Raw genomic sequence first — 19,005 nt, 5'->3', positions numbered from 1 at the left:
GTTAGTCCTCCAATGTGATTTGAGTTGTTGCGATTAATGGTTTTAAACGCATTAATAACCCAATACAGAATATGCCGCTTAAAATTGCTGTAATGCTAAATAATATTTTAATATCAAGTTTGAGTACACTTAAAATAAGTATAGAGAAAATTGCTGATGAAACCATAAATATCGCATTAAAAATATTGTTAGCAGCAACGACACGAGCGCGATGTGATTTTGGGGTATACGCTTGCATCATGGCATAGAGTGGTACGATATAAAAACCACCACAAATACCAAGTAATGTGACAGCAAGCATGACATGATAATACGCCCAACCTGCTTGAAATACCTGTGCAATGCCTAATAACTCGCCTGTATAGTGTGGAATAAATGCCAAACTTGCCGCAAAATAAAAAGCGAAAATGGTTAAACCGATTGCGCCAATCGGGACCATTTTAATATTGACTTCACGACCACCAAATTTACGGCATAATAAAGAACCCACGCCGATACCAACAGAAAAGAACGTCAATAATAGGCTTGAAACATTTTCATTGGCATGTAAGTTTTGCAAAGTCACTTGTGGTATTTGCGTTAAATAGGTCGCACCATAAAACCAATACCATGAATTTCCTAATAAGACTAAAAATACCAAAGGTAAACTTTTCGCATATTTTATGGTCTGATAACTGGTACGCACAAAATTCCAATCTATTTTTAACTGTGTATTTGAAGTCGGTTGTTTAAGAATAAAAAGACTCGCGACAAAACCTAGTACTGCGATCGCCACAACCGTCAGACTGATCCAAATTAAATTGCCTGCAGAGACAGAAATCACAGCACCGCCTATGATCGTTCCCAATAAAATCGCAATCGAAGTGCCTGACTGAAATAAAGCATTCCCTGACATTAATTCATTCGGCTTTAAAATCTCAGGTAAAATCGCATATTTAATTGGACCAAAAAAGGTACTGTGGGTGCCCATTAAAAACAGTGCAAAAAGTAAAACCCATAAATTGCCCATCATAAAACCAACTGTTGCCAGTAGCATGATGATAATTTCTAAGATTTTAATGGCACGAACCAAAGAAGAACGTTCATATTTGTCTGCAATTTGTCCCGCCGTGGCAGAAAAAATAAAATACGGCAAAATAAATAACAGGGCAGCAAGATTATTTAAAGTGCTAATCGCTGTACCATGTAAATGAATCCAGCCGTAGGTAATCACAAGGAGTAATGAGCCTTTAAACACATTATCATTTAATGCCCCGAAAAATTGGGTCATAAACATGGGCAAAAAACGCCGTGTTGCTAAGATATGTTCATTTTTTTCCATCGGAAAACCATTCATTTAAGTTATATTAAGAAGTGTGGAGATTTAGTAACTATATCGCAAAATCATGTATGATATTTTAACTTCCAAGATAATGTGAAAAACCAAGTGATTTAAGTTGTAGTCTGGGGACGTTCATTACTGTTATTTTCCATTCATATTTTAGGGTGTTTAGAGCTTGCTATGCTAGCAAAAATCAAATTTAAAAAATCAGTGCTTGCACATTGTATGCAGCATATTTTTAGCACAAATGAACGGAATAAACTGTTGTGTGCAAGTGTTTTTTTGAGTGTGTTTTTAGCACAAATTACACACTCTGCGGACAGATCTGAAACAACAGAAACTACAAATACAGTTGCAGGAAATACGCCAGAACAACTTGAAAAAGCGGCAGAACAACAAGGTTTAAGTCAGGTAAAAATTGATAAAATAGACGAGAATGTTGCTGAACTAAATCAAAAAACCATCGCTATAGATAGCGTGGATATGTTGCAACAACAAGAGCAAGCAGCAGGTCAGTTAAATGAATTTAAACCAATAACGTTTGAACAATTAGAAGAGTTGCCTGATAATACAGTTGATTTAAATTTAGCCAATGAAATTTTTAAAGTCGCAGAAGAAGCTAAAGTCGAGGCACAAAATTTTCGTAATGGGGTAGCAAAAGCACCTGAAATTACAGTCAATGATGCAACACAGCAAGAAATTAGCGAAATTACCCAAGCACCTGTAAATGTTGAACAATTGATGCAATCGATTGAATCAGATAATAAAATTATTGTACAGGAAAATGAATCAGGTAAAACTTTAACCGATCATTCAAACGAGCAAAAAACGGAACAAAAAGAAGCCAATATTTTCAAACGGGCTTTATATCGTATTCGTCCACCTAAATTTGATACGGCAAAAGTCTCTCGAATCAGTGCTGAAGTCGAGGGTGCACCTACAATCCTTGGTGATAATATTAAGGCGAAACTTTCAAGTTTTACCACAGAAGCTTTTTCTGATTTTAATTCTGCAGTTCCACAATTACGTACTTTAGCCAATCAAGCCGCACAAGCAGTAGGCTATTATAATGCACAGTTTAAATTTCAGAAATTAAATGAAAATAAAGTCAAAGTTTTAGTCACACCCAATGACCCAGTAACCATTGAAAAACAAGAGATAGAATATTCGGGTGCAGGACAAAATCTTGCCCAATTCCAAGTGATTCGTGTTTTGCCTGAACAAGAAGAAGGTGACATTTTACATCATGGTTTATATGAAACCACTAAATCACGGATTGTAGATGCTGCCAATAACAATGGTTTCTTTGACAGCTACTGGCGTTTGCATGATGTTAAAGTGACGCAACCACAAAACAAAGCCGACATTAACTTACGTTATGAAACGGGTGAGCGTTATAAGATCGGTGAAGTTGAATTTAGAATGAGTGATCCAAGCAAGCCATTGCCCATAGATTTAAAAGTCTTAAAATCTATGGCGCCTTGGAGTGCAGGAGCAGATTATACCGCTTGGCGTGTAAATGCTTTAGCGAATAACTTAACCAACTCACGTTATTTTAACTACACCTTAGTGGATGCAGTTAAGCCAGATCCAATTGAAAAACCGTTAGAGTTACCGCCTGATTTGCAAGCTTTAGTGGATCAAGAGAAAGTTTCAGAAGCAGCATTTGCAGATCAAAAAGAAACTCAAAAACAGCAATTCTCCGCGAAAGAAGTGACACAAAATGTCGTAGATGAAAAGCAATTTGCAGGGACAAGCACTAGCGAAATCAACCCAAATGCGCGTATTGCACAAGTACAGCAACAAGAAAAACAATCGGAAACAGAGCTATTACAGCAAAAAGCTCGTGATGAAAAAGTCATTCCTGTTATTGTTACTTTAAATGCCGACCGTCTCAATAGTGTGGAAGCGGGTATAGGTTACGGTACGGATACAGGTGTACGTTTACGTGGACAATATCGCCGTGCCATTGTGAACCATTATGGTCATTCATTTGATGCCAATATGGAATTATCACAAATTCGTCAATCTTTTGATGGTCGCTATAACATTCCTTATAACCATCCACTCAATGACTATATTAGTTTAGTCGGGGGATATGAGCGCGAACAACGTGATGGTATCGGGAATGATATGAACTTGGTGATTGAGTCTGCGGTAGCAGGGGCAGACCGTATCATTAAAGGTTCTCGTAAGGAATGGCAACATGTCTTTGGACTGCGTTATCGTTTAGACCGAGTGACCCAATCAGGTATTGTGGACATAGATAAAATTCCTGAAGCATTTTTAGTGCCTGGTGCGAACCAAGAGCAAGAATCTTTATTGGTGGGTTATGAAGCATCGAAAACCAGCAGTGATAATCGTCTTAATCCAACGCGAGGTTTTAAACAATCTTATAAAGTACAACTCGGTAGTGAAAGCTTACTGTCTGATACGGATATGGCAATTGTCAACGCGACGTGGAAAGGATTGTATTCACTCGGGGAAAATGATGATCATCAATTTGTGGCAGGTTTAGAAACAGGCTATATTTTTGCCAAAAAATTTGATCAAGTCCCCTATAACTTGCGCTTCTTTGCGGGAGGTGACCAAAGCTTACGCGGTTTTGACTATAAGAGTTTATCCCCAGAAGAATATGGCTATAAAATGGGCGGGCAAGCTTTGGCTGTAGGTTCTTTAGAATACAATTATCAATTTAAAGAGGGATGGCGTGCAGCGATCTTTAGTGACTTTGGTAATGCCTTTGATGAAAAATTTTCCAATGATCCAGAATATGGCGTAGGGGTCGGGATTCGTTGGAAATCACCGATTGGTCCTATTCGTTTAGATGTTGCATCAGGTATTTCCGATCCTGATCATCCAATTCGTTTACACTTCTTTATTGGTTCACAACTTTAATTCATTCAATAAAAATTTACATTTGGGATAATTATGGCTGACGATAAACAGCAAGAGCTTCAAAATAATGATCAAAAGCCTCCGCAACAAGCTGAGCAGACACCGAAAAAGCACAATATATTGCGTAATGTATTGTTGTCGATCGGCTTGGTTATTGTTTTATTAGTTGCTGCGTTGGTTGTGATGTTTTCAACGGATAAAGGCAGTAAGTTTTTATTAGATCGAGTTGCAGCCAGTCAAAAAATTATCCACTATGAATATGAAAGTGGGAATTTATTACAAGGGATTATTTTAAAAAATGTTTTAGTGACCTTGGCTGCTGTGGATGTCAAAATTGATCGGGCTGATGTGTCTTTGGGTTGGCGTGCGATTTTGGATAAAGAAATTCATTTGAGTCATGCAGATGTTCGTAATCTTAGAGTGATCAGTAAAACGCCACCGAGTAATGAGCCTTTTAAGTTTAGTGAAATCAAATTACCTTTTGTACTGCGTTTAGACCAAGCAGATGTTGATCATTTGCAGATTCAAAGCTCAAGCAGCAAGGTTGATTTTAAAGATGTGCATTTAGAAGATGCCTTATGGTCTGGGACTGAGTTAAAGTTTAAAAATTCGAGTATGGACATGGGCTATTTGGCAGTTAAAAATGCCGAAGGGATGATGGATTTTAAAGGCAAATATCCACTCAAAGCCAAAGCAATTTTAAATCTACCTGCATTAAGTCATTTAAATATTCAAGATATTTATGTGCATGCACGAGGAACCCTCGATACTATTCAAGCAGGTATTGCAACCCATACACCAGAATTATTAACTGCTTGGGCAGTATTGCATCCGATGCGTCCACATGTACCGATGCAAGGTGCATTGATTTTAAAAAATTACCATTTACCTATTTTACCTGAACAAAAACTCTTCGCAAAAGACGGGATTGCCAAGTTTAACGGGGACATTCAAGGTTTAGATTTAGACTTAAATACTGATTTAAGTGGTGCAAATATTCCACAAGGTCAATATAGTGCTTTAGCGCATACCGATTTAATCAATCAGTTAAATATCAAAAATTTCAATGGTCAAGTCATGGGGGGCGCAGTCAATGTCGCTGGCTTAGTGAGTTGGAAAGATCATGTGAATTGGGATGTGAAAGGGCGTTTAGACCGTATTAACCCCAAAGATAAATTGATTCCCCAAGCAATTCAAGATTTTTTACCCCCAAGTTTGGATGCCAATATTGCGTCCAAAGGTATTTTACAAAAGGGTATGCATTTAACTGCCAATGTTAATTTTGACAAATATGAAGCATGGAATCTCAAACTTGATCAGGCAGAGCAGAAAAAGAAAACGCCTGAGCCAATGCTTATGGATGTGCAGTGGAAAAATATTGATCGTGCAGTGCCGTATATTGGTTGGTTGAGTAGTGAAAATGGTCAAGTGAAACTGGCATTGGTGGAAGGAAAGCAAAATATTCATGTGGCGACAGTTGTACGTCAGCACGAAAAAGGTGCATTGCCTGCAGGGCAATACAATGCCCAACTTGACCTTAAAGGCAATAATTTACATGTCCCAGCATTCCGTTATGTTGCAGGTAAAGGCAGTTTAACGGGTAATGCGGTGGTCGAGTTACCCAATGAAAAACGTCAGTTAAAGTGGAATGCATTACTTAATGCTCAGGATTTTAATCCACAAACGGTTGTTCCTGCTGCACCTGTTAATCTGTTAAATGGTCAAATTAAAGCCAATGGCTATGCAAAGCCAAATCAACAAATTATTCATTTAACAGGCATTAATTTAACTGGACGCATGGCAGATCAAGCCAAAGCTGAAACTATTCAACTCAAAGGTACAAGTACGGCAGCAGTCATTTTTTATGATGAAAAAGCCGGTGGTGGTTTTAAAAGTTTTGCGGTCAATTATGATGGGACTTTAAATGCTTCACAGTTTAAACAAGGCAGTGGTGTACTCAAAGTGCGTGTTTCAGGCACACCTGAACTGATCAAAATTGCAGAATTACAACATGATGGTATTGCAGGGAAAATCTTTGCCAGTGGTTTGGTTTATCTGAGCAATGGGATTGGTTGGGATGTAAATGCTTCATTGGTACGCTTTAAACCACAATATTTTGTGTCTTCTGTGCGTGGTGAAGTATCTGGTAATGTGAAAACACAAGGCACATGGTCAGATCGTTTAAAACGTATCAATATTCAAAATTTGAATTTGGCAGGGATTATTAACAATAAAGCTTTACGTGGTAAGGGTAATTTGGCTGTAGTACTTAATTCAAATGAGAAAGGCTTTATGCCGCAGCAGTTTGAAGCCAATAATTTATTTTTGTCTTATGCGCAAAATCAAGTGCAAGCAACAGGCAATGCACAAAATTTACGTTTAAAAATTAATGCACCTGCTTTATATGAGCTATACCCTGGTTTAAGGGGAACAGCATATGGTTATTTAAACCTACAAGCACAGCCTCGTTTAAGTGCTACAGCAAATCTTAAAGTCGATAAATTTGGCTTGAATAATAGCTTCAGTATTGAAAAAATGAGTTTGATTGGTGAGTTACCAACGTCAGATACCGCACCTGCAAAAATGGTGGCACGTATGGATAATTTGCGTAGCGGTACACGTCAGATTCAATATGCAGGGATCACCTTAACAGGCACACGTAAAGCACACTTATTGCAACTACAAGGTTGGAATTATTACTCAAAATTTTATGTGCAATTGGCAGGTGGCTTTAATGCACAAAATGATTGGCTAGGTCAGATTCAAAAAGGTGAGTTTGACTCGGTACGGGCGCATTTAATACAAGATCAAGCAGCGCCTGTTATTTTCACATCCGCAAAATCTGAGGTTTACGTTGGACAGCATTGTTGGTCGAGTAAACAAAGTAAATTATGTTTTGATCAACCTGTACGGGTTAGTCCAGCCAAAGGAAATGTCTCATTTATTACCCAAAAATTAGATTTAAATGACTTTGCTGCATTTATGCCTGAAGGCTTAGCATTAACAGGTGAACTAAATGGCTATGCCAAAGCTGCTTGGGCACAAGGCTCACGTCCAAAAATTGATGCAAAACTCATTACACGTAAAGGTCAAATTGGGATTGCTGCGGAAAATCCCGATGATCCCGCAACCTCAATGAACTATGATGAAGCCAGTGTTATTGTGAAAAGTATTGCAGAAGGTTTATTAACACGTGTAGATCTGAAAGCGCCAAATGTGGGTACAGGCTATGCGAGTGTGGTGATTGATCCATATTCTGCGCAAAAAAATATGCGTGGTGAGGTTGCTTTTAATGAAGTGCAATTAAAAATCTTGAAGCCATTTATTGCAGATGTACGTAAATTGGATGGCACGCTTTCTCTTGCAGGGAAAATCAGTGGTACTTTGTCACAGCCTTTGTTTGATGGTGCATTGCGATTAAAAAATGGTGAAATCAGTATGATTTCATTGCCTGTAAATTTGACCAATGTACAGTTATATTCACATATTCAACAAAATCAAGCCACTATCGATGGCGCATTCAACAGTGGTCGTGGTGTGGGTAAACTGACAGGGAACATTGATTGGAAGAATGATCCTCGTATTCAATTGTCACTCAAAGGTGACAAATTACTGGTTCGTCAAGCGCCGTTGATTACAGCTGTTGTAGACACCGATATGAGCATGGATGCTTATCCTTTGAGTAAGCGTATTACAGTCAAAGGTAAAGTCGATGTACCGAATGCCTTGATTTCAATGCCCGAGTCGAGTGCACCAGTAGTCAATGTTTCTTCTGATGTACGTGTTGTACATGAGGGGGATGATCAGTTGGCGATTTTAAAAGCAGCTAAACCTTGGGATATTCGTGCAGATATTGATGTTAAACTAGGCAATAAAGTTATCTTCCAAGGCTTTAATAGTCGTATTCCATTGATTGGGCGTGTGTATTTATCTCAACGTGGCTTAGAGACTGCAATGCGTGCCAATGGTGCCATTGGTGTTAGTCAAAAAGTGACTATCGAAGCCTATGGGCAAAAACTTGATCTTAATCGTGCCATTGCTCGTTTTAATGGCGCATTGGCAAATCCAACACTCGATGTTGATGCCAATAAAACGATTTCAGGAAGTACTGTTGGCTTACGGGTCACAGGTACTGCAAGCAGCCCAAATATCCAAGTTTATAATGATGCTGGTTTATCTGACCAAGAGGCGATGAATGCGCTGATTACAGGACGTATTAATGAAGGTTCAAGTGGTTTAAGTAATGAAGCGGGCTTTAAATCAGATGTCAACAATACCATTGCAGCAGCAGGAATCAGTTTAGGCTTGGGGGGTACTCGTGCCTTTACCAATCAAATAGGGCAAACGTTTGGTTTAAGTGGTTTGGCATTAGATGCACAAGGTACAGGTGATGATACCCAAGTAAGTTTAACGGGTTATATTACCCCTGACTTATATATTCGTTATGGGGTGGGTGTATTTACACCAGTCAATAAACTGACCTTACGTTATCAAATGAATAAACGCTTGTACTTAGAAGCAAGTCAGTCTTTAGAAAAAGCCATCGACTTGTTCTATCATTGGCGTTTTTAAAGTTCCTCATATATTTTGATAACAATCGTATAAGTGTACTTTTGTTGAAAGTACACTTTTTGATTTATAGTCAAAAATTAAAATAAAGATGTTATGGAATTTTAACTTGTGAATATAGATCATCTTATTTTTAAATTAAGTCATTTGGATCGATATGGAGCAGACGTTGAGGAGTTTATTGCACTGATTAACGCATTGCCTCAAGCACTTTGTCCAAAAGTCATCGATGCTTTATTTCATACCTTTAGCCAAGAAGATGATTTTGGCATACAAGAAACCGTTCTTGCCCGATTGGATACCATTTCAGATGATGAATTTGCTCACGCTTTGAATAGAAACTTTAACTATCTTTTGACCGCTTGTTCTGAACAAGAATGGTTATTATTGATTATTGGGCGTTATGTAAATGCGCAACATAGCGCTAGGCTTAATGCGATTTTAAAAATTGCAGATAAAAACCCGCAGATTTTGCTGTTTTTGACCAGTGATTATTTTGTGAATGAATATCCTGAAATTAAGCGCTATTTTTTAGATAAATTTTAAAAATTTTTGTTTAAAACGCATTAAACGCGCAAGATTAACTGCCAAGCGATACCAAATTCAGTATGATAAGCCCCGATAGGAGATATATATGAAAAACTTATTCACCTGCGCTGTGCTTGGTACAGTTGTGGTCTTATCGGGTTGTGCTGAAAAAAAACCTGCTACCCCTGAAGAAATTTGGAAAGGTTACTGTACGAGTATTGGGAATGCAGCACGTTCAATCACTTTAGACCGTCAAAATGGTATTAGCAAAAAAGAAGCTTTGGATTATGCCAATAAAGTCACAGATCCAACCACTAAAGGCTTTATATTGCAGTATCTTGAAAAAATTTATGCGATGCCAAATGCTGAGTTAAAGGCAGACCATGAGGCTGTACAAGCGAAGTTTAAGCAGCAGGCATATGAACAATGTTTAAATACACCGCATGACCCGAAAAAAATGCCAGATTACAAACCGTTCTAATAGAACGGTTTTTTATGTATGTAAAGATTGAAATAATAGCAATAATTCAAATACTATTATAAATATATACATGTAATTTATTAAAATTTTTTAAAAACACCAGAAGGTTATTATGCAACTTATTAAAATTCAACGCTGTATTCATACACTTGGTTTTTTATTTTTACTCGGATGTTCTGTTGTGACTTATGCCGATGGAAAAGTATATTTAGACAATGTTCAACAATTGGTTAAAAAAGCGGATCAGGGGGATCTTGATGCGATTCACCAACTGATTGCCATGTATGGCAAAGGAGAAACAGTTGCTAAAGATGAGCAAAAAGCATTGCAATATTCAAGAAAAGGTGCGGCTTTGGGGGATGCTCAGTCAAAATATATGGCGGGTATGATCTTATTACATCGTCCAGACGTTTCAAAACAAGATATTGTGGAAGCAACAAAACTGTTAACTGAGGTTGCTGAATCAGGACATGCACACACCCAGGCGACTCTAGGGAGTTATTATTTAACAGGTGAGCTTTTACCGAAAAATATTGAACAAGGGATTCGGTGGACAGAGGCTGCAGCCAAACAAAATCATGGTCTTGCTTTAAACAATCTGGGTTGGATGTATTACAAAGGTACGGGGCTAAAACAAGATTATAAGAAAGCCGTAGAGTACCTGGAAAAAGGCGTAAAACAAAATAATGCTTTGGCTTATGCAAACTTAGCAACACTTTATAGCCGTGGCGATGGTGTAAAACAAAATGACCAAAAAGCAGTTGAATTGTTAGAAAAGTCAGTTGAACTTGGAGAACCAATGGCGAAAGTCAATCTTGCTTTGGCATATTACAACGGTGTTGGCACGAAAAAAGATCAGGATAAAGCCTATCGCTTAATACAAGAGGCAGCACAAGCCGGTGTGCCACAAGCCATTGCCATGTTACAAGGTACAGAAACGGATTCAAAGGGCTGTCGTGAAGTCAAAAGTATGGTCGATGGTAAAGTGTACACTGCCATTGAATGTCCGATGAGCTAAGTCGAAAAATCTTGCAAGCGATTTCATTTTATTGTTAAGGGGTGAAATGATCGTTTTAAAAAATTAATATTTTCCCTTGATGGCTAAGGTCTAGATCATCGTTATTGGGCAATGGAAAAGACGTCTGCACAAGGGGAAATCGAAAATATTCAAACAAAAAAATCGTGCATATTTTATGAGAAAGTTTGAATAATTAAGGGCATTGCATCATGTATAAAAAACAAATTTATATCAAAATGAGTATGAGTTTACTGTGTCTTAGTTTAGCGGCATGCAGTCAGTCACAACAAGCTGAAGCAGTCGAATCCGAACCATCTGCAGTTGCATCACAATCTCAAATAACACAACTTATTGCGGATGCTGAGGCAGGACATGTTAAAGCACAGTATCAAGTTTTTGAATATTATTATGAGCATGACAAGGCAAAGGCGCTGAAATATTTAAATTTAGCCGTAGAACAAGAGTATCCACCAGCATTAAATGCAATAGGTTGGTTTTACTATAAAGGTGAAAATGTAGCTAAAAATAGTAGTAAAGCGCTGTTTTATTTAAATCAAGCCAAGGAAAAAGGTTCACTATTGGCGTATGTCAACTTGGCAACCATATATCAACGTGGTGATATTGCTGCTAAAGATGAAAAAAAGGCTTTTGAATTATTAAAATATGCTTCAGCGCAAGGATTAGCAGAGGCGACATTTAATTTATCTAATTGTTACGCACATGGTCTGGGCGTAGTGCAGGATAAAACCAAAGCAGCTGAGTATTTAAAAAAATCTGCCGATCAAGGTTTTGCACTTGGTCAATATTATTATGGAAGTTTATTGTTTTATGGGAATTACGTAAAAAAGAATATTCAAGAAAGTCTTCGATATTTTGCACTTGCAGCTGAACAAGGACATGTGGATGCACAAGCTATGTTAGGTTCGCTCTACAGTAGTGGCGAATATGTAGAATTAGATCCAGAATTATCATTTAAATGGACTGAAAAAGCGGCTAAAAATGGTCATTTAAAGGCTTTGGCAGATTTAGGGTGGATGTATACCCAAGGCGAAGTCGTCAAAAAAGATCTGAATAAAGGAATGCAAATGTTGCAAAAAGCTGCTGAGTCCAAAAGTGCAGATGCGATGTTGTATTTAGGAATTTTATATGCACGCGGACAAGGGGTGGAGCGAGATCCTAAGCGGGCCTTTGATTATTACTCAAAAGCTGTTGATAGTGGAAATACACGGGCAAAATTCTTTTTAGGAGATGCATATTATCAAGGTAAGGGTGTTTTAGCAGACAAAGACAAAGCCTTAGAAATACTGATACAAGCATCGCAAGAGGGTAAAAGTGTAGATCAGCTTGCCATGAAAAAATATGATATTTGTCGCTTAGAAACACGAATGGTTAAAGACAAACCCATGTATGCCATAGAATGTCCTTTATTTTAAATAAAAATCTTAAGATCGCAATGCATAAGCATTCAATTGAAGCATATGGTAAATATGGGGCAAAAGCCTTAAATATTGCAATAAAAAATGATTAGCATAAAAAGTGAAAAGCATATATAAAATATAGAAATAGAAAATTACATAATGTAGAGGAGTGAGAAAATGGAAGTTATTGCGTACCTACATAATGCAGACTTGCTCTTAGAGGATGAACAAGGCGTTGCAGTGATTAGTGGAAGTCACTATGTTTTAAGTTTAGGTGATCAGGTGCATATTCGCCAAGTGATTGATGAGCCTGCAAAAATTTACCAAGTGCATATTTCATTTGCGAGTGCTGAACATGCTATGTTGCATGAGGATGAAATTTTTATCAAATTTGAAGGCTCTAGAAATGCTTTTCAAGACTATTTACGTAGCACCACAGTCCACTAAGGTGGTATTCTAAATTTCACCCATTCAGGCAACAATAGGTTGCCTTTTTTACGGTTTAAGATCTGTTAAACGTAATGCAAGCACATTCATTTTAAAAAATGAGTTTGTGAGAGATATATTGGATATAAAAGTAGCAAAAAGCAGCCACTATTTATTTACAAAATAACGGTCATCACGAATTAACACGCTGCTTGCATTAACTTTTGGCTTGATTTTTAGTAAAATTTGATTGTCCATATTGCTTATGAAGCTTTCAAGGAAGCAAAACATTCGTAAGTAATTTTTTAAAAAAGAGGAATAACACCGTGCTAGAAGCTTACCGCCAACACGTTGAAGAACGTGCCGCACTCGGAGTCCCACCGAAGCCACTTGACGATGCTCAAACTGCTGCATTAGTTGAATTATTAAAAAACCCACCTGCTGGTGAAGAAGCTTTTTTAGTTGACTTGCTTGAAAATCGTGTTCCAGCGGGCGTTGACCAAGCTGCTTATGTAAAAGCTGCTTTCTTAGCTGCTGTGGCAAAGGGTGAAGCAACTTCTCCTTTGGTTTCTAAAGAACGTGCGGTTTACTTACTAGGTACGATGCTTGGTGGTTATAACGTTGCACCATTAGTTGCATTGCTTGATGATGCTGCCTTAGGTGAACTCGCTGCTGAAGCATTGAAAAAAACACTTCTTGTATTTGATGCGTTCCATGACGTTGCTGATAAAGCAAAAGCGGGCAATGCAAATGCAAAAGCAGTTCTTCAATCTTGGGCTGACGCTGAATGGTTCACAAGTCGTAAAGATGTTCCTGAAGAAATTAAACTGACTGTTTTCAAAGTGACTGGCGAAACCAACACTGACGACTTGTCACCTGCACAAGACGCTTGGAGCCGTCCAGACATTCCATTGCATGCAAATGCAATGTTGAAAAACGAACGTGATGGCATCAACCCTGAAAAACCAGGTGAAGTTGGTCCATTAAGCCAAATCAAAGATCTCATCGCAAAAGGCAACCAAGTTGCATATGTTGGTGATGTTGTGGGTACAGGTTCATCTCGTAAATCTGCAACGAACTCTGTGCTTTGGTTCTTTGGTGATGAAATTGCTCACATCCCGAACAAAAAAGACGGTGGCTACTGTTTAGGTTCTAAAATCGCTCCGATTTTCTTCAACACAATGGAAGATGCAGGTGCATTACCTGTAGAAATCGATGTTCAAAACATGAACATGGGTGACGAAATTGTTCTTAAGATTGATCATGCTGCTGCAAAAGTAACTGCATTCAAAGATGGTGCTCAAATCGCTGAAGCTGAACTTAAAACTCCAGTTCTTCTAGATGAAGTACGTGCGGGTGGTCGTATCAACTTGATCGTTGGTCGTGGTTTAACTGCAAAAGCACGTGAAGAATTAGGTCTTGCACCTTCTACATTGTTCCGTACACCAGTTCAACCTGCTGCAACAGGTAAAGGCTTTACTCAAGCTCAAAAAATGGTCGGTCGCGCTTGTGGTCTTCCTGAAGGTCAAGGTGTACTTCCAGGTACTTACTGTGAACCTAAGATGACCACTGTTGGTTCGCAAGATACAACAGGTCCAATGACACGTGATGAATTGAAAGACTTAGCTTGCCTAGGTTTCTCTGCTGACCTTGTTATGCAATCTTTCTGTCACACAGCTGCGTATCCAAAACCAGTTGACGTTCAAATGCAACACTCGCTTCCTGATTTCATCATGAACCGTGGTGGTGTATCACTACGTCCAGGTGACGGTATTATCCACTCTTGGTTAAACCGTATGCTTCTTCCAGATACAGTTGGTACTGGTGGTGACTCGCATACGCGTTTCCCAATTGGTATTTCATTCCCAGCGGGTTCTGGTCTTGTAGCGTTCGCTGCTGCGACTGGTGTTATGCCACTCGATATGCCTGAATCTGTACTTGTGAAATTCAAAGGTAAAATGCAACCTGGTATCACACTACGTGACCTTGTTCATGCGATTCCTTATGTTGCGATTCAGCAAGGTGACTTAACTGTAGAGAAGAAAGGTAAGAAAAATATCTTCTCTGGTCGTATCTTAGAGATCGACTTAACAGAAATGGAAACTGATCTTACTGTTGAGCAAGCATTCGAACTTTCTGATGCTTCTGCTGAACGTTCAGCTGCTGGTTGTTCAATCACACTTTCTGAAGAGAAAGTTGCTGAATACCTGAAATCAAACATCACGATGTTGAAATGGATGATTTCTGAAGGTTATGGCGATGCACGTACTATGGCACGCCGTGTTGAAAACATGGAAAAATGGTTGGCGAACCCATCACTTCTTAAAGCGGATCCTGACGCTGAATATACGAAAGTGTATGAAATCGACCTTGCTACGATTACTGAACCAGTTCTTTGCTGCCCGAATGATCCAGATGATGCGAAATTGTTATCTGACGTTCAAGGCGTGAAAATTGACGAAGTATTCGTTGGTTCTTGTATGACTAACATTGGTCATTTCCGTGCAGCGGGTAAATTGTTAGAAAAAGTTCCAGGCGGTTCATTGTCTACTCGTCTTTGGTTAGCTCCTCCAACGCGTATGGACGAACGCCAATTGATGGAAGAAGGTTTCTATAATACTTATGGTAAAGCTGGCGCGCGTACTGAAATGCCAGGTTGTTCATTATGTATGGGTAACCAAGCACGTGTAGCACCGAACACAACTTGTGTATCGACTTCTACTCGTAACTTCCCGAACCGTTTAGGTCAAGGTGCTAACGTTTACTTAGCGTCTGCTGAGCTTGCTTCTGTTGCTGCTGTACTTGGTAAATTACCAACTCCAGAAGAATATCAACAATATGCTGCTCAAATTGACAGCATGTCTGCTGACATCTATCAATACTTGAACTTTGATAAGATGGAAACTTATACAGATGCTGCTGCTGATGTAGATACGAAAAAAATTGCTGCTGCTCAATTGTCTTAATTGATTAAGTAGTTGAAAATAAGGGCTGATTATTCAGCCCTTATTTTTTGGAATTATAAATGTCGTTAGGTATTTGGGAAAACTTAAATTTTAACTTAAATGAGTTTAATTGTATTCTTAAAGGATTTCTAAGGGGTAATGAGGGAGAGTTTATATTATATAGAGATGAAGAGGCGAGACTAAAACTAAAAGTTCAAGGAGTTATATCTAATTCATCTGATTTAGATTTAAATAAAAAATCTGGCTATATTGATAAGGATGAATATCTTATCATATTTGAACATAAATTTTTAAAACAAAAAATATTAATGTATGCTTTACCATTACAACAAACTCACTCTTTGATAGAGGGGAGTTCTAAATTTACTGATATATTTATTGTTGATGAAATTGCTTTTGAAGATAGTCATGAACAAATAGGTGCTGAATATTTAATAGAATTTGTTGATAATTTAAAAGTTAATGCTATCTTCCCTCATTCTATGGAATGGGAAGAAGAACATAAGAGGATATATAAGCTTGATGGAGAAGATCATGAATTAATAAATAATTTAGTAAATCAAAAATACTGCTCTAGAAATGCTATTAAATTTATAATCGAAGAAGATGAGGTGTCTATAGTTAAAAGTAATGATAAATATAAAGCCGTGATAATTTATAAAAAAGATGTTGAATTGGTAAAAAGAGAAAAAATTAGAAAAATTATTTCTTTTATTTTAGGGTGTCCATTGATATTTTATGGGTATACATTTTTAAATAAATATATGACTCCAACAAGTAGCTATATCAAGAATATTAATGATAATGAGAGGAATCAATTAGGTATTAATTTTCAATTACCGACTCCTCTTAGCTTGTATGCTCTAAATATTATAGAACCTAATTTTTTCCAAAATCTGATTCAAGAATTTTATGTCAAATATGAAGAATATGATCTTGGTAATATATTTTTTACTTATTGGATAGCAGTAAACTCTAATTCTATTACGGCAGCTGTGCATTATGGTGCTTTGATTGAAAAGTTACAGGCTAACTATATGAAAATTAATAATGTTAGTTATAGTAAAATTTTAGATAATTCAATTTTTAAAAAAATACGTAAGCAATTAGAAGCTCAATTTGATGATCTTGAATTGGCTGATGAACATAAGAAAATATTTTTAAATAAAATAGGAAATATGAATACTTATTCACAGAAGGATAAAATGAATTTTTTCTGTAAAGATATTTCATTAGAACTGTCTGAAATTGAAAATATAGCATGGCAACAAAGAAATGATGCGGCTCATGGTAATAAAGTGACTAATGTTAATGAGGCTTGGAAAAATACTATAATACTAAGGGAGTTGGTAAATAAATTTTTATTAAAGTTATTAACATCTTCTAAACATTATTTTTCCTATTTAAATGGGAATGCTGAAATTAAGAAATTGTAAAGGAAAGAAATAAGCGATGTCTAAACAATCCCGCTTTCTCTGCATTGGAGGTTTCCTCAACGGAACACAAGTTAAAGAGCAAGGTGAAAGCTTTGTCTGCGTAGAAAATGGTAAACAAGTGACTTACTTTAAAAAGGAAATCTTTAATCAAGATGCTTGGGATCATGACTATTATGTCTGTGAAACCACGAGCGATTTAGACGCTAAAAAATGGGTCTTTGACATTCAATGATTGAATAGACTAAATTGTAGACATTAAAAAGCCCCCTGAATCAGGGGGCTAGTCGTATCACTCGCGTGATACTCATATAAGGCTCATCTCATACTGTTTCCATTAAAACATAAAACAAGAAATTTAGCCAAAACAAGATGCTCAGAATTGAGAAAAATAAATCAGAACACACCATACTTACTTAATGGGTTTTTAGCCTGAGATATGTTATTTATAAAACAGGTAATGGCTTAAGGATGAAAAAGATGAGTTTTAACAATAAAGTAGTGATTGTAACAGGTGGTGCAAGTGGGATTGGCTTAGCAACGGTAAAGGCATTTTGCAAAAATGGTGCTAAAGTAGTTATTGCTGATTTAAGTCAGCAGGGACAAACAGTGAGTGATGAACTTAATCAACAAGGTTTTACCACCAGTTATTTCCAAATAGATGTACGCAACGAACAAGAAAATAAAGACTTGATCCAACACACAGTGGATACATTTTCTGGTCTAGATATTGTCTTTGCCAATGCTGGTGTAGCGATGGATGCACCAATTGACCAGTTACCCGTAGATCGCTGGCAAAAAACCATAGATATTAACTTAACAGCAGTGTATTTAGTGGATAAATATGCCATTGAATATTGGCTAGCAGAAAATAAACAAGGCGTGATTGTGAATTGTGGTTCAATCCATAGTTGGGTCGGTAAAAAGGGAGTAACTGCATATGCAGCAGCAAAAGCTGGTGTAAAACTACTCACCCAAACACTTGCTATTGATTATGCAGCCAAAGGAATACGTATTAATGCCGTATGTCCAGGGTATATTGATACGCCATTGTTGAGTGCGGCTGATGAACGCCAAAAAGAAACACTCGCTAAACTACATCCAATTGGACGCTTGGGGCAGCCTGAAGAAGTCGCAAATGTTGTTCTATTTCTTGCAAGTGATAAAGCTTCTTTTGTGAATGGTACAGCGATCTTAGTAGATGGTGGTTATACTGCTCAATAAAGTAAATAAACCATAGTTGTAATTAGCACAGCTAGATCTATGTATCTGTGCTAATGCTTCATTTATTTTAAAATGAGAAAAATAGAAACCTATAATAGAACGATGATCATGAAAAATTGAAAGTTATTCAATCATTAACAAATCCGCACTATTTGCCAGCTTTAACGGTCTTAACGCAAAAATAGAACGAGTATGACGAATCCCTTTCATAGAGTATAAGTTTTTCCGTAAAAAACGCTCATAATGCTCTGCATTTTTTACTGCAACTTTCACTAAATAATCATAATCACCTGTGACTAAATGCGCTTCAACAACTTCAGGCATATTGGCAAGGGCATGACTAAACTCATCTAAAATTTCATCATCATGCCGTTCAAGTGTAATTTCAATAAAAAATAACTCATTAATGCCCAAAGCTTTTGGATTAATATTTGCGGTATAACCATCAATGATATGGGCATTTTCTAAACGCTTTAAACGTGTCCAACACGGAGAAGTCGACAGATTTACCTTTTCAGCCAGTTCGGTCACACTCAAACGACCATCTTTACGAAGCTCAGATAAAATTTTTCGATCAATACGATCAAGTTGGTAAACAGTATCAGTCATGACAAAATCAAATGATATTTTAATTAAAAAAAGCTTATAACACTCTTGCTCGTTATGAAATGCAAAACTACAAATCCGTGTCGAAGTGCTGTAAAAAACAACATTAAATGCTTG

13 protein-coding genes are annotated in these 19,005 nt (G+C 37.3%); 11 read left to right on the top strand and 2 right to left on the bottom strand.

Going from position 1 to position 19,005, the window contains the following annotated elements:
* Nucleotide 1: 1 nt before the first annotated feature.
* Nucleotides 2–1,321 carry an MFS transporter gene (locus tag HUV91_RS06625; RefSeq protein ID WP_174492920.1) on the bottom strand — a complete coding sequence of 440 codons (1,320 nt, stop codon included), beginning with the start codon at nucleotides 1,319–1,321 and terminating at the stop codon, nucleotides 2–4.
* Between the two features lie 180 nt (nucleotides 1,322–1,501).
* Here HUV91_RS06625 and HUV91_RS06620 point away from each other — a divergent pair, with 180 nt between their 5' ends.
* The 11 genes from HUV91_RS06620 (at nucleotide 1,502) to HUV91_RS06570 (ending at nucleotide 18,282) form a co-directional block, all read left to right on the top strand.
* The gene (locus tag HUV91_RS06620; protein WP_174492919.1) at nucleotides 1,502–4,219 is read left to right on the top strand and encodes an autotransporter assembly complex protein TamA; all 2,718 of its coding nucleotides are present in this window, start codon (nucleotides 1,502–1,504) and stop codon (nucleotides 4,217–4,219) included.
* A gap of 33 nt (nucleotides 4,220–4,252) precedes the next feature.
* Nucleotides 4,253–8,791: a translocation/assembly module TamB domain-containing protein gene (locus HUV91_RS06615; RefSeq protein WP_174492918.1), complete on the top strand. Its 4,539-nt coding sequence runs from the start codon at nucleotides 4,253–4,255 to the stop codon at nucleotides 8,789–8,791.
* 108 nt (nucleotides 8,792–8,899) lie between these two features.
* Entirely contained in the window at nucleotides 8,900–9,334 is a 435-nt protein-coding gene (locus HUV91_RS06610) for a hypothetical protein (RefSeq protein WP_174492917.1), read from the top strand.
* An 88-nt stretch (nucleotides 9,335–9,422) separates the two neighbouring features.
* Nucleotides 9,423–9,797, top strand: coding sequence for a hypothetical protein (locus HUV91_RS06605; RefSeq protein WP_174492916.1), 375 nt, complete (start codon nucleotides 9,423–9,425; stop codon nucleotides 9,795–9,797).
* A 112-nt stretch (nucleotides 9,798–9,909) separates the two neighbouring features.
* Nucleotides 9,910–10,815: a tetratricopeptide repeat protein gene (locus tag HUV91_RS06600; RefSeq protein ID WP_130072662.1), complete on the top strand. Its 906-nt coding sequence runs from the start codon at nucleotides 9,910–9,912 to the stop codon at nucleotides 10,813–10,815.
* A gap of 209 nt (nucleotides 10,816–11,024) precedes the next feature.
* A complete protein-coding gene (locus tag HUV91_RS06595) occupies nucleotides 11,025–12,248 on the top strand; it encodes a tetratricopeptide repeat protein (protein ID WP_228721847.1) in 1,224 nt (407 codons plus the stop codon).
* Between the two features lie 162 nt (nucleotides 12,249–12,410).
* Nucleotides 12,411–12,680, top strand: a complete 270-nt coding sequence (locus HUV91_RS06590) for a hypothetical protein (protein ID WP_174492915.1) — start codon at nucleotides 12,411–12,413, stop codon at nucleotides 12,678–12,680.
* A gap of 305 nt (nucleotides 12,681–12,985) precedes the next feature.
* A complete protein-coding gene (locus HUV91_RS06585; protein WP_174492914.1) occupies nucleotides 12,986–15,625 on the top strand; it encodes a bifunctional aconitate hydratase 2/2-methylisocitrate dehydratase in 2,640 nt (879 codons plus the stop codon).
* A gap of 59 nt (nucleotides 15,626–15,684) precedes the next feature.
* Nucleotides 15,685–17,061, top strand: coding sequence for a hypothetical protein (locus HUV91_RS06580; protein ID WP_174492913.1), 1,377 nt, complete (start codon nucleotides 15,685–15,687; stop codon nucleotides 17,059–17,061).
* A 16-nt stretch (nucleotides 17,062–17,077) separates the two neighbouring features.
* Complete coding sequence (locus HUV91_RS06575; protein WP_174492912.1) at nucleotides 17,078–17,293, top strand: hypothetical protein; 216 nt, start codon at nucleotides 17,078–17,080, stop codon at nucleotides 17,291–17,293.
* 245 nt (nucleotides 17,294–17,538) lie between these two features.
* Nucleotides 17,539–18,282 carry an SDR family NAD(P)-dependent oxidoreductase gene (locus HUV91_RS06570; RefSeq protein WP_174492911.1) on the top strand — a complete coding sequence of 248 codons (744 nt, stop codon included), beginning with the start codon at nucleotides 17,539–17,541 and terminating at the stop codon, nucleotides 18,280–18,282.
* Nucleotides 18,283–18,405: 123 nt separating this feature from the next.
* Here the strand turns inward: HUV91_RS06570 and HUV91_RS06565 are convergent, their stop codons facing one another.
* Nucleotides 18,406–18,891 carry an Lrp/AsnC family transcriptional regulator gene (locus HUV91_RS06565; protein WP_130072648.1) on the bottom strand — a complete coding sequence of 162 codons (486 nt, stop codon included), beginning with the start codon at nucleotides 18,889–18,891 and terminating at the stop codon, nucleotides 18,406–18,408.
* Nucleotides 18,892–19,005 lie beyond the last annotated feature (114 nt).

The organism is Acinetobacter sp. Marseille-Q1623 (assembly GCF_902809895.1).
Lineage (GTDB): Bacteria > Pseudomonadota > Gammaproteobacteria > Pseudomonadales > Moraxellaceae > Acinetobacter > Acinetobacter piscicola_A.
The sequence above is the reverse complement of the archived record's forward strand: the minus strand, read 5'-3'. Positions and strand labels throughout refer to the sequence as shown.